We start from the raw sequence: 12,342 nt of genomic DNA on the forward strand, positions 1-12,342 counted from the left end.
CGACGACGGCCCCCGCCGCGGCCTTCTGGCAACGTTCGCAATGGCTGGCCTGCTCCGAGGCTGCGACCGCGGCGGATTACCAGCGCTGGCGCTGCTGGGAGCTCGATGGCTACGCAGGGGAGATTGCGCCATCTGAAGGCCGCTCCTTCGGGAGGCCGCGGCAACCTCGCGGGACGCCGCCGGGTGGCATCGTCGAACGTCTGGGCTGAGACGGTACGGCGGAGCGCCTTGCCATCCAAATGAAGGATTTCCGGCTTCTCGCCTTGCCTCATGCTGGCGGCGTCGTCCGGAGAATCCCGTATGCCGATCAGCGCCCATATCCATGCTTCGCTGGGAAATATTCCCGGGCAATATTATACCCGCTGCCCGCAGGACAGTTTCGGCACGGAGTTCATTCCGGTCCGCCAACAGTCGCGCTTCTCTACGATCGAACAACTTGTCGAGCAGATCGCGGCCAGCCATGCCGCATACAACCTGATAGTCTGCCATGGTCATGACGGCGGGCTTGCGGTCGATCTATCCGAGAAGACCGGCATACCTGGAGACGCCAAATCCTTCACCGCGCTCATGAACGCGATCGCCTCGGCCGCCGAGAGCTTCCGGCGCAAGGAAAAGCCGAAAATCGATGCCCCGGCAGGCGTGAAAGACGACGAGCTGGAGCGAATCGCCAGAAAGGCCGCGGCGATCAAGCGGGGTCCGAAAATCATCGTCCGAGGCTGCAGTATCGGCAAGACCGAACCGGTGCTTCGCAGCATTGGTCGTGTCTTTGGTGGTTCGGGCATCGACGCGCCGAAGGTCCCTCAGATCTATGTGAGCTTCAACCCCAACCGCATGACCATCGAGGCGCTGGGACGGAAGGCCGCCGGCAGTCACAACGCGCAGAAGAAGCGCTACAAGCTGTTCTTCGGATACGAGGAGGAGCTGGGCTTCGTCATTCCGGATGCGAACAGGAACGCGAAGAACCGGCTGCGTGGCATGCGCGGCGCGGGCGCGCTTCTGGTCGAGGTCGAATATCCGGCATTCGATCCGCAGGATGCCTACAATCAGCATTATGCGGTCAGCGATGCCTGGGCGACCGAGCCCGGCAAGGGCTCGCTATGGGGCGAGATCCTGAATCATCTCTGGTACGCGGCACCAGCCGGCCCGGCAGGGAGGCGATTCATCGGCAAGGTACTCTGGGTCGAAAACACGCCGCGGATCATCTTCCCCGCCGAGGGGGACTATCAGTCATTCCATCGCACCATCGCGAAGCTGTAGCGCGCGATGCCGGCAGGCCCTGATCGCGACGAGCCCCCTTGTGCTGGCCGACGATCTTTTCGGTAGGCCGCGTGAATTCCGTCTCGCCGGCGCCTGATTCCTGCCGACGATGCGGCAGATGCGGTGAACGCGCCCAGAACGATCTCCGGCGAACCTGCGGCACGCGACGCGTCCTCCAGCGTCGCAAACTCGTGTTCGGACTCGGTTAGGTTGGTCTAATTTTCTAGACAAATCAGTCGTTTGATCATGGTGAGCGGGGAGGGGATCGAACCCTCGACCACATGATTAAAAGTCACGTGCTCTACCACTGAGCTACCCGCCCTCACTGGGGCGCTGACATAGGCAGCTGGCGCGCGGCGGTCAACATCGTTCCGTCGGGCGCATCGTGGCAGAGTTCGCGACGATGGTCGACGAACGCAAGGATCGGCGCGGATTTGGCGGCCGCGCGGATGTGCTGGAGCGCTTGGAGCAAGGTGTTTGCGCTCAGGGTGCGGGCGCTGATCATGTTCACGCTTCGATGCTCACGCGCGAGTTTCGAACGATCGGGGTCCGCTGCACGCTCGCCCCCGATCGCACGGCGGACCCGGTCCCGCCGGGCGCGGCGCGCTTCGTTAACGCTGCATCAACCAAGCGACTCTATCGTGGCCACATGGTCATTCGCCGCGGCCTCCGCTCCGTCCTCATCACGCTCGCGCTCTATCTCGTGTCGAGCGCAGTGGTCGGCTATTTCCTGTTCCATGCCCAGCATGGCGCTCGTGGCCTCGAGGCGCTCGGCGGATTGCGCGAGAAGCTCACCGAGATGGACGGCGAGCTCGCGGCGCTGGCCAGCGAGCGGCAGGATTGGGAAAAGCGCCTGAACCTGATGCGCGACGAAGCTGTGGATCGCGATCTGCTCGAAGAGAGGGCTCGGGCCATGCTCGGCCGTGTCCATCGCAACGACGTCGTCGTGATGGGGCGCTGAGGCGATCCTGCGGGGTCAGAGCATCTCCGCGCCTCTCCAAATCGCGCAAACGCTCCAGGTCCTTGTCTTGTGGCATTGTCTTCACGCGGACTGGTGTCCACTTCGCTCGAACATGCCCGAGATCCCGGTCGGCCGGGCGATGTCGTCGCAAGGCAAGAAACCGCTTTGCCGCTTGGACTGCATCGGTCTGGTCGAGCGGGCTTCGAGCCGGCTATCCTTGCGTCAATGGTCGCAAAAAGATCGATTAACTTATAATCGGTTAAATCTCATTATATTAAATATAACAATGTCTTAGACTATGTTGCAGTGCGAGATGCCCGTCTCGCCAAGGCTCGGGGCTTCCTCTACAACCAAAGCAGGAGAGCTCGGGGAGGACCGTTCATGGCCATTGCCGCACGGAAGACGAAAGCAGGGGCGCCTGCGAAGGCAGCCGCAAAGGCGCCGGCAAAGACCGCGGCGAAGAGCACCCCGAAGGGTGCGGCCAAGGCGATCCCGAACGTTCCGACCTTCACTAAGGAGGAGGAGCTCCACGCCTATCGCGAGATGCTGCTGATCCGCCGCTTCGAGGAGAAGGCCGGCCAGATGTACGGCATGGGCCTGATCGGCGGCTTCTGCCATCTCTACATTGGCCAGGAAGCCGTGGTCATCGGCATGCAGATGGCCTCCAAGGATGGCGATCAAGTCATCACCGGCTATCGCGACCATGGTCACATGCTCGCCTGCGGCATGGAATCGCGCGGCGTGATGGCCGAGCTCACCGGCCGGCGCGGCGGCTATTCGCACGGCAAGGGCGGCTCGATGCACATGTTCAGCCGCGAGAAGAATTTCTATGGCGGCCACGGCATCGTCGGCGCCCAGGTCTCGCTCGGCGCCGGCCTCGGCTTCGCCAACTGGTATCGCCAGGACGGGCGGGTATCGATGGCCTATTTCGGCGACGGCGCCGCCAATCAGGGCCAGGTCTATGAGAGCTTCAACATGGCCCAGCTCTGGAAGCTGCCGGTCGTGTTCGTGATCGAGAACAACCGCTACGCCATGGGCACCTCGGTCAACCGCGCCTCGGCCCAGACCGATTTCTCCAAGCGCGGCGTCTCCTTCGGTATTCCCGGCGAGCAGGTCGACGGCATGGACGTCCGCGCCGTGCGCGAGGCCGCCAGCCGTGCCATCGAGCATGCCCGCTCCGGCAAGGGCCCCTACATCCTTGAGATGCAGACCTATCGCTATCGCGGCCATTCGATGTCCGATCCGGCGAAGTATCGCTCGAAGGACGAGGTCCAGCGCATGCGCGAGGAGCACGACCCGATCGAGCAGGTGCGCGGCCGCCTGACGCGCGAGCACAAGCTCGGCGAGGACGAGTTCAAGGCGATCGACGCCAAGGTGCGCGAGATCGTCAACGACGCCGCCGAGTTCGCGACGCATGATCCCGAGCCGGACGTCTCCGAGCTCTGGACCGACATCCTGCTGGAGCCGGCTCAGGCCTGACGCCGCGCCCGATCCTTCCCACCCATCTCAGCCCTTGCGGCTATCCCAGAACTCCGGGTGCGTTCATGCCGATCGACATTCTGATGCCCGCCCTGTCGCCGACCATGGAACAGGGCAAGCTCGCCAAATGGCTCAAAGCCGAGGGCGACACGATCAAGTCCGGCGACATCATCGCCGAGATCGAGACCGACAAGGCGACCATGGAGGTCGAGGCGGTCGACGAGGGCATCCTCGCCAAGATCCTGATTGCCGACGGGACTGAGAACGTCGCGGTCAACACGCCGATCGCGGTGATCGCCGCCGATGGCGAGGACCTCTCTGCCGCTGCGAGTGGTGGCGGCAAGGCCGCTCCGGCGCCTCAGGCGGCGGAGGCTCCGGCTCCGGCACCGGCAGCAGCCGCCGAGGCGCCTGCCGCTCAGGCCGCGGCGCCGAGCGTTCCGGCCCAGGCGAAATCCTACGACGCCTCCTCCGAATTCCCGGCCGGCGCCGAGGTCGTCTCGATGACCGTGCGCGAGGCGCTGCGCGACGCCATGGCCGAGGAGATGCGGCGCGACGCCGACGTCTTCGTGATGGGCGAGGAGGTTGCCGAATACCAGGGCGCCTACAAGGTCACGCAGGGGCTGCTGCAGGAGTTCGGCGCGCGCCGCGTCATCGACACCCCGATCACCGAGCACGGCTTCGCCGGCATCGGCGTCGGCGCGGCGTTGACCGGCCTGCGGCCCATCGTCGAGTTCATGACCTTCAACTTCGCCATGCAGGCGATCGACCACATCATCAACTCGGCCGCCAAGACGCTCTACATGTCCGGCGGCCAGATGGGCTGCCCGATCGTCTTCCGCGGTCCCAACGGCGCTGCCGCCCGTGTCGGCGCGCAGCACAGCCACGACTATGCCGCCTGGTACTCGAACGTTCCGGGCCTCAAGGTGGTGATGCCCTACAGCGCCTCGGATGCGAAGGGCCTGCTCAAGAGCGCGATCCGCGATCCCAACCCGATCATTTTCCTCGAGAACGAGATTCTCTACGGCCGCTCCTTCGACGTGCCGAAGGGCGATGATTTCACGATCCCGATCGGCAAGGCCAAAGTCGTGCGCCCCGGCAGCGACGTCACCATCGTCTCTTTCGGCATCGGCATGACCTATGCGCTCGGCGCTGCCGAGGCACTGGCCAAGGAAGGCATCGAGGCCGAGGTCATCGACCTCAGAACCATTCGGCCGATGGACATCGAGACGGTGATCGCCTCGGTGCAGAAGACCAATCGCTGCGTCGCGGTCGAGGAGGGCTTCCCGCAGTCCGGCGTCACCGCCGAGATCGGCATGAAGATCATGGAGGCGGCCTTCGACTATCTCGACGCACCCGTGGCGCGCGTCACCGGCAAGGACGTGCCGATGCCCTATGCCGCCAACCTCGAGAAGCTGGCGCTGCCCAACATCGGCGAGGTCGTCGCGGCGGCCAAGGCCGTCTGCTACCGGGCCTGATGTCATGCAGGTGACGATCGGAGCCATGCTGGTTTCGGTCGGCCTCGCGTCGATCGGGGGGCTGGCGACCTATGCTTATGTCAAGCCCCGCAAGCGGCTGGCGCCGCGCCCGCTGACGCCGAGGGACCTCGCCACGACGCGGCTCCATCTGCACCGCATCGACGTGCTCTCCTTCGTGCTAGCCGCCGCCGGCGTGCTGACGCTGATCCCGGAAAGCGTCCAGGCTTTCGCGCCCGAACTCATGGCCGGTAAGACGCTGGCCGGCACGGCGCTGGAGCATCTCGACTATATCGCCTTCGTCATCGTCTCCGTCAGCTTCGGCATGGGCGTTGCCCGCCGCATGCTGTTCATCGCATTGGAAAAAGCGAGCCTCCAGCCATGCCCGTGAACATCCTGATGCCCGCGCTCTCTCCGACGATGGAGAAGGGCAATCTCGCCAAATGGCTGAAGAAGGAAGGCGACAAGATCAAGTCCGGCGACATCATCGCCGAGATCGAGACCGACAAGGCGACCATGGAGGTCGAGGCGGTCGACGAGGGCATTCTGGCCAAGATCGTCGTGCCTGAGGGCACCGCCGATGTCGCCGTCAACGAGGTGATCGGCGTGATCGCCGGTGAGGGCGAGGACGCCAAGAGCGTCTCGGCGCCCAGTGCCGCGCCGGCCAAGAGCGAGCCTGCTCCCAAGGCGGCCGAGCCGGCCCCCGCCGCAGCAGCCCCTGCTGCTCCGGCCCCCGCCGCCGCTCCGGCGCCTGCCGCGAAGGCCGCCGCGCCCGCATCCGGCAACCGCCCCTTCGCCTCGCCGCTGGCACGCCGCCTCGCCAAGGATGCCGGCATCGACCTCGGCAAGGTCCAGGGCTCGGGCCCGCATGGCCGTATCGTCGAGAAGGACATCGAGGCCGCCAGGCAGGGCGGGGCGGCCAAGGCTGCGCCGGCCGCCGCAGCGGGCGCTCCTGCTGCGCCGAAGCCCGCCGCCGCGCCGCTCGCGACCGGCCCCACCGACGAGCAGACCAAGAAGCTGTTCGCGCCGGGCTCCTATGAGGAGATCCCGCATGACGGCATGCGCAAGACGATCGCGCGCCGCCTGACCGAAGCCAAGCAGACCATCCCGCACTTCTACGTCACGCTGGATTGCGAGCTCGACGCGCTGCTCAAGCTGCGGGCCGAGCTCAACGCGGCCGCGCCGGAGAAGGACGGCAAGCCGGCCTACAAGCTCTCGGTCAACGACATGGTGATCAAGGCGCTCGCTCTGGCGCTCAAGGCCGTGCCGGACGCCAACGTCTCCTGGACCGACGCCGCCATGCTCAAGCACAAGCATGCCGATGTCGGCGTCGCCGTCTCGATCCCGGGCGGTCTGATCACGCCGATCATCCGTGACGCCTGCCACAAGACGCTGAGCCAGATCTCCAACGAGATGAAGGACATGGCGGCCCGCGCCAAGGCGCGCAAGCTGAAGCCGGAGGAGTACCAGGGCGGCACGACCGCGGTCTCGAATCTCGGCATGTTCGGCGTCAAGGACTTCGCCGCGGTAGTGAACCCGCCGCATGCGACGATCCTGGCGGTCGGCGCCGGCGAGCAGCGGGTCATCGTCAAGGGCGGCCAGCCGGCTGTCGCGACGGTGATGTCGGTGACGCTCTCGACCGACCACCGCGCCGTCGACGGCGCGCTCGGCGCCGAGCTGCTCCAGGCCTTCAAGGGCTATATCGAGAAGCCCATGGCGATGCTGGTGTGAGGCGGCGATGACCCGCCAGGCCCGCATCCTCGCCTTCGGCGATTCCCTGACCTGGGGCCGGATCGCCAACCGGCCGGAGCGACATGGCGACGATGTGCGCTGGCCGCGGGTGCTGGAAAAGGCGCTCGGCGGCTACGCCACGGTGATCGAGGAGGGGCTGAACGGCCGGCGGATCGCGCTCGACGATCCGCTGCGCCCCTATCGCTCCGGCATCTCGCTGCTGCCGCTGTTCATCGAGTGCCATGCGCCGCTCGATCTCGTCATCCTGATGCTCGGCACCAATGACTGCCAGCGCCAGCATTCGCTCGCACCCTACGACGTCGCCCGCTCGATGCGGATGCTGGCGCAGCTTGCGCAGCGTCCGCCGGTCGAGCCCGGCATGCCCGTACCGGAGGTGCTGATCGTCTCGCCGCCGGTGGTCCGCATGCCCGACGATCCCGAGCACGAGGCCAATTTCTTCATGGAGGGCGCGCCCGAGAAGATGGCGCTGCTGGCGACCTATTATCGCCGCATCGCCGACGAGATCGGCGTCAATTTCTTCGACGCGGCGGCGGTCGCGACCGTGACCGGCGCGGACGGCATCCACCTCGACGCCGACAACACCCGTGCGATCGGGCTGGCATTGGCGCCGGTCGTCGATGGCCTGCTCGGCCTGCCACTGCCGGCGCGCGGGCCGGCGCTGCGCATCACGGGCCCGTAGACGACATTCGATCGGGGCCTTGCCCCGCACCATCAACACTGCCCGCGGTGGGCAGAACGAGCCGAGGCATTTCCCATGGCTGACTACGACATCATCATCATCGGCTCCGGCCCCGGCGGCTATGTCGCGGCGATCCGCGCGGCGCAGCTCGGCTTCAAGACCGCGATCGTCGAGCGCGAGCACCTTGCCGGCATCTGCTCGAACTGGGGCTGCATTCCGACCAAGGCGCTGCTGCGCTCGGCCGAGATCCTGCATTACGGCCAGCACGCCAAGGATTACGGGCTGACGCTGGAAGGCTCGTTCAAGGCCGATCTGGAGGCGGTGGTGAAGCGCTCTCGCGGCATCGCGGTGCGCATGAACAACGGCGTCCAGTTCCTGATGAAGAAGAACAAGGTCGACGTGATCTGGGGCGAGGCCAAGCTCACCAAGGCCAACACCATCGTCGTCGCTCCGACCAAGAAGCCGGCGATGCAGCCGCAGGGTCCGATCCCGAAGGGCGCCAAGGGCGAGGGCACCTATACCGCCGACCACATCATCGTCGCGACCGGCGCCCGTCCGCGCGCTCTGCCGGGGCTGGAGCCGGACGGCAAGCTGATCTGGACCTATTTCGAGGCGCTGGTGCCGCCGACCATGCCGAAATCGCTGGTGGTGATGGGGTCGGGCGCGATCGGCATCGAGTTCGCCTCGTTCTATCGCACGCTCGGCGCCGAGGTGACGGTGGTCGAGATCATGCCGCAGGTCGTCCCGGTCGAGGATGCCGAGATCGGCGCATTCGCGCGAAAAGCCTTCGAGAAGCAGGGCATGAAGATCCTGACCTCGACCAAGGTCACCAAGGTCGAGAAGGGAGCGAACTCCGTCACCGCCCATGTCGAGGACGAGAAGGGCAACAAGCAGACGATCACCGCCGAACGGATGATCTCGGCCGTCGGCGTCGTCGCCAATGTCGAGAATCTCGGCCTCGAGGCGCTCGGCGTGAAGCTCGACCGCGGCGTGATCGCGATCGACGGGCTCTGCCGTACCAATGTGAAGGGCGTCTATGCGATCGGCGACGTCGCCGGCCCGCCGATGCTGGCGCACAAGGCCGAGCATGAGGCGGTGATCTGCGTCGAGGCGATCAAGGGCCTGCATCCGCACCCGATGGACAAGGCGATGATCCCGGGCTGCACCTATTGCCACCCGCAGATCGCCAGCGTCGGCCTGACCGAGGCGAAGGCCAAGGAAGCCGGCCACCAGCTCAAGGTCGGCCGCTTCAACTTCGTCGCCAACGGCAAGGCGGTGGCGCTCGGCGAGGACAGCGGCATGGTCAAGACGGTGTTCGACGCCAAGACCGGCAAGCTGCTCGGCGCCCATATGGTCGGTGCCGAAGTCACCGAGCTGATCCAGGGCTTCGTGGTCGCGATGAACCTCGAGACCACCGAGGAAGAGCTGATGCACACCATCTTCCCGCATCCGACCCTGTCGGAGACGATGAAGGAGGCGGTGCTCGACGCCTATGGCAAGGTGCTGAACGCCTGAGCCGTTCCGTCATTGCGAGCGTAAGCGAAGCAATCCAGGGGCCGCACATCTCTACGTCTTCCTGGATTGCGTCGTCGCTGCGCTCCTCGCAACGACGGCAGAGCGCCGCATCGTTCATACCCGCTTCATGTAAGCTTGCTGATCCTCCTGTCATTGCTTGGGGAAGATCACCATGGACCTTCGTGCCATTCTCGTCGCCATTGCCATCGGCGCCGTCGCCGGCTGGCTCGCCAGCATCGTCATGGGTGGCGGTGGGTTGATCCGCTACATCATCACCGGCCTGATCGGCGCCTTCGTCGGCAGCTTCCTGCTCTCGGCGCTCGGCATCAACCTCGGCATCGGCAATCCGCTGATCTCGCAGATCGTCACCGCGACGATCGGCGCGATCGTCGTGGTCTTCCTGGCCCGGTTGATCGCCTGAGCGGCGGGCGCTGGCATTTGCCGGTCGCGCAGGCCATATCCGGCCGATGAGCCGCGCCCGCAAATCCGCCAAGGCTGACAAGGTCGTGCCCAACGACAGGATCGAGATCCTGCCTCCAAGGCGGGATTTCGCGCTCGATTGGCGTCGGCTGCTGCCGCCGGTCGCCTTCGGTACAGCCGCAGGCTTCATCGCCAGTCTGGTGGTCGGAGGCGGAGGCTTCCTGCGCCATGCCGTGGTCGGGCTGCTCGGCATGCTGGTCGGCCAGGGCATCGTGCGCGTCACCGGCTGGCGGGCCAGTACCGGCTACCGTTTCCTCGATTCGATGGCGATGGCGGTGATCGGCGCGATCCTGGTCGTGCTGCTGGCCCGCTTCATCGCCTGACGGAACCAGCGAGCGGGCGGCGCGTTGTCGTGGGCGGCCGAATGGCCGGTCTTTGAGGGCAGGGGGACTATCATGAACGACCAGATCTATGCCGCGCTCGGCACGCCGGGCTACGGCTTCTTCATGACGCTGCTGATCGGCGTTCTTGCCGGCTGGATCGCCGAGCGCGTCACCTCGTCTGATCACGGCCTCTTCACCAACATGATCGTCGGCGTCGCCGGCTCCTTCGTCGGCAGCCGCATCGCGGAGCTGCTGGACATTCCGGTCTTCGGCTTCTGGCGCACGCTCACCGCCGCGATCGCCGGCGCCTGCCTGCTGATCGTGGTCTGGCGCGCCGTGCGCAACTGAGTTCTGCTGCGCGCGGGTTGCCCGCGCCGCACTTCGGCATTAGCTAGACGGGAGTGGCCGCGCCCTGCTGCGCGGCGCCAGTAACGGACCCGTCCATGGCCGTCGTGCTCGACCTCCTCAACCGCGATCCGCGCGCCAATGCCGGCAACCCGAAAGCCGAGGTGAAGCCGGAACTGCGCCATCCGGAAAAGCAGAAGCGGCCGGAGAACCCGATCCTGCGCAAGCCGGACTGGATTCGGGTCAAGGCGCCGGGCTCGCCGAAATGGGCCGAGACCCAGAAGATCGTGAAGGCCGAGAAGCTCGTCACCGTCTGCGAGGAGGCGGGCTGCCCCAATATCGGCGAGTGCTGGGAGAAAAAGCACGCCACCTTCATGATCATGGGCGACACCTGCACGCGCGCCTGTGCCTTCTGCAACGTCAAGACCGGCGTGCCGGAAGCGCTCGACGCGCATGAGCCGCGCAAGGTCGCCGACGCCGTCGCCAAGCTCGGCCTTGAGCATGTCGTGATCACCTCGGTCGACCGCGACGATCTCAAGGATGGCGGCGCCGAGCATTTCGCCCGCGTCATCCGCGCCATCCGCGAGGCGTCGCCCGGCACGACGATCGAGATCCTGACGCCGGACTTCCTGCGCAAGCCCGGCGCGCTCGAAGTCGTCGTCGCGGCCAAGCCCGACGTGTTCAACCACAATCTCGAGACCGTGCCCGGCAAGTATCTGAAGGTGCGTCCCGGCGCCCGCTATTTCCATTCGCTGCGGCTGCTGCAGCAGGTCAAGGAGCTCGACCCGACCATCTTCACCAAGTCCGGCATCATGGTCGGCCTCGGCGAGGAGCGGAACGAGGTGCTGCAGCTGATGGACGACCTGCGTTCGGCCGAGGTCGATTTCATCACCATCGGCCAGTACCTGGCGCCGTCGCGCAAGCACCATGAAGTCGTGCGCTTCGTCACGCCGGACGAGTTCAAGAGCTTCGAGACCATCGCCTATGTGAAGGGCTTCCTGATGGTCTCTTCGACGCCGCTGACGCGCTCCTCGCACCATGCCGGCGAGGATTTCGCCAAGCTGCGGGCGGCGCGCGCGGCCAAGCTCGGCGACTGATCGGCTCCGTACTCATGCCGATGTTCAACAACACCCGCCGGGTGAAGCACTCACCCGGAGAGATGTTCGCGCTGGTGGCGGATATCGAGAAGTACCCGCAGTTCCTGCCGCTCTGCGAGGGGCTGACGGTCCGTCGGCGCACGCCGCGCGACGGGGGCGGGGAGGTGCTGCTCGCCGACATGACGGTCGGCTACAAGGCGATCCGCGAGACCTTCACCAGCCGCGTCACGCTCGATCCCGCGAACCTCAAGATCCTCGTCGAATATGTCGACGGGCCGTTCCGCTATCTGGAGAACCGCTGGAGCTTCAAGCCGCTCGAGACCGGCAGCGAGGTCGGCTTCTTCATCTCCTACGAATTCGCCAGCCGCATGCTCGGCCTTTTGATGGGCGCGATGTTCGACAAGGCCTTCCGCAAGTTCGCCGAAGCCTTCGAGAAACGCGCCGATGCGATCTATGGCGCCGGCGGCACGGCCGCCCCTGTCATTTCAAGCTGAGCGAGGCCTCGCATAGCAGGTCGAGCGCTTCCAGAACGCTGAGGCGCCTGATTTCGTCGCGTCCCTTCGCGCCGAAGCGCTTCTCGCGATGCAGTGTCTGCGCTCCGTTGGCGCAGGCGAAATGCACCAGCCCGACCGGTTTCGCCTCGCTACCGCCGTCCGGGCCGGCGATGCCGGTGATCGAGACGGCGAGCCGCGACGACAGCCGTTGCCGGCCACCCTCCGCCATGGCGCGCGCGACCGGCTCGCTGACCGCGCCATGCTCGCGGATCAATTCGGCCGGGACGCCGGCCAGCACCGTCTTCGCCTCGTTCGAATAGGTGACGAGGCCGCCGAGCACCATGCTGGACGAGCCTGAAATCGCGGTCAGCGCACCGGCGACCAGTCCGCCGGTACAGGATTCGACCGTTGCAACGGTGATGCCACGCTCGCGCGAGATGTTGAGCAGTTCGGCGGCAAGCGAACGGATGTCGAGATCGAACATGGCC

14 protein-coding genes and 1 tRNA gene are annotated in these 12,342 nt (G+C 65.9%); 13 read left to right on the forward strand and 2 right to left on the reverse strand.

The window, feature by feature from the left end:
• The first annotated feature begins 300 nt into the window (after window positions 1-300).
• Window positions 301-1,257 carry a hypothetical protein gene (locus BMZ69_RS00855; protein WP_092153845.1) on the forward strand — a complete coding sequence of 319 codons (957 nt, stop codon included), beginning with the start codon at window positions 301-303 and terminating at the stop codon, window positions 1,255-1,257.
• A 247-nt stretch (window positions 1,258-1,504) separates the two neighbouring features.
• Here BMZ69_RS00855 and BMZ69_RS00860 read toward each other — a convergent pair.
• Window positions 1,505-1,579, reverse strand: a tRNA-Lys gene (locus BMZ69_RS00860).
• An 81-nt stretch (window positions 1,580-1,660) separates the two neighbouring features.
• On the opposite strand from BMZ69_RS00860, the gene BMZ69_RS32445 reads away from it, so the two are divergent.
• From BMZ69_RS32445 to BMZ69_RS00925, 12 genes are all read left to right on the forward strand, one after another.
• Entirely contained in the window at window positions 1,661-2,218 is a 558-nt protein-coding gene (locus tag BMZ69_RS32445) for an FtsB family cell division protein (protein ID WP_348272439.1), read from the forward strand.
• A gap of 381 nt (window positions 2,219-2,599) precedes the next feature.
• The gene (pdhA, locus tag BMZ69_RS00875) at window positions 2,600-3,697 is read left to right on the forward strand and encodes a pyruvate dehydrogenase (acetyl-transferring) E1 component subunit alpha (RefSeq protein ID WP_092153849.1); all 1,098 of its coding nucleotides are present in this window, start codon (window positions 2,600-2,602) and stop codon (window positions 3,695-3,697) included.
• Between the two features lie 65 nt (window positions 3,698-3,762).
• Window positions 3,763-5,172 carry a pyruvate dehydrogenase complex E1 component subunit beta gene (locus BMZ69_RS00880; protein WP_092153851.1) on the forward strand — a complete coding sequence of 470 codons (1,410 nt, stop codon included), beginning with the start codon at window positions 3,763-3,765 and terminating at the stop codon, window positions 5,170-5,172.
• Window positions 5,173-5,197: 25 nt separating this feature from the next.
• Window positions 5,198-5,560 carry a hypothetical protein gene (locus BMZ69_RS31460; protein WP_175506620.1) on the forward strand — a complete coding sequence of 121 codons (363 nt, stop codon included), beginning with the start codon at window positions 5,198-5,200 and terminating at the stop codon, window positions 5,558-5,560.
• Window positions 5,551-6,900, forward strand: a complete 1,350-nt coding sequence (locus tag BMZ69_RS00890) for a pyruvate dehydrogenase complex dihydrolipoamide acetyltransferase (RefSeq protein ID WP_092153855.1) — start codon at window positions 5,551-5,553, stop codon at window positions 6,898-6,900. Before BMZ69_RS31460 ends, BMZ69_RS00890 begins: the two co-directional genes overlap by 10 nt.
• Before the next feature lie 7 nt (window positions 6,901-6,907).
• Window positions 6,908-7,600, forward strand: a complete 693-nt coding sequence (locus BMZ69_RS00895) for an SGNH/GDSL hydrolase family protein (protein WP_092153857.1) — start codon at window positions 6,908-6,910, stop codon at window positions 7,598-7,600.
• Window positions 7,601-7,675: 75 nt separating this feature from the next.
• Entirely contained in the window at window positions 7,676-9,115 is a 1,440-nt protein-coding gene (lpdA, locus tag BMZ69_RS00900) for a dihydrolipoyl dehydrogenase (RefSeq protein ID WP_092153859.1), read from the forward strand.
• Window positions 9,116-9,281: 166 nt separating this feature from the next.
• Window positions 9,282-9,536: a GlsB/YeaQ/YmgE family stress response membrane protein gene (locus BMZ69_RS00905; RefSeq protein ID WP_210187978.1), complete on the forward strand. Its 255-nt coding sequence runs from the start codon at window positions 9,282-9,284 to the stop codon at window positions 9,534-9,536.
• A 46-nt stretch (window positions 9,537-9,582) separates the two neighbouring features.
• Window positions 9,583-9,918: a GlsB/YeaQ/YmgE family stress response membrane protein gene (locus BMZ69_RS00910; protein ID WP_092153863.1), complete on the forward strand. Its 336-nt coding sequence runs from the start codon at window positions 9,583-9,585 to the stop codon at window positions 9,916-9,918.
• 72 nt (window positions 9,919-9,990) lie between these two features.
• A complete protein-coding gene (locus BMZ69_RS00915) occupies window positions 9,991-10,266 on the forward strand; it encodes a GlsB/YeaQ/YmgE family stress response membrane protein (protein ID WP_092153865.1) in 276 nt (91 codons plus the stop codon).
• 95 nt (window positions 10,267-10,361) lie between these two features.
• Window positions 10,362-11,360, forward strand: coding sequence for a lipoyl synthase (lipA, locus tag BMZ69_RS00920; protein ID WP_092153867.1), 999 nt, complete (start codon window positions 10,362-10,364; stop codon window positions 11,358-11,360).
• A 14-nt stretch (window positions 11,361-11,374) separates the two neighbouring features.
• Window positions 11,375-11,854: a type II toxin-antitoxin system RatA family toxin gene (locus tag BMZ69_RS00925; RefSeq protein WP_092153869.1), complete on the forward strand. Its 480-nt coding sequence runs from the start codon at window positions 11,375-11,377 to the stop codon at window positions 11,852-11,854.
• Here the strand turns inward: BMZ69_RS00925 and BMZ69_RS00930 are convergent.
• Window positions 11,841-12,338: a CinA family protein gene (locus BMZ69_RS00930; protein ID WP_092153871.1), complete on the reverse strand. Its 498-nt coding sequence runs from the start codon at window positions 12,336-12,338 to the stop codon at window positions 11,841-11,843. The genes BMZ69_RS00925 and BMZ69_RS00930 overlap by 14 nt on opposite strands.
• Between the last annotated feature and the right edge of the window lie 4 nt (window positions 12,339-12,342).

This window comes from Allobosea sp. CRIB-10, assembly GCF_900112185.1.
Taxonomy (GTDB): domain Bacteria; phylum Pseudomonadota; class Alphaproteobacteria; order Rhizobiales; family Beijerinckiaceae; genus Allobosea.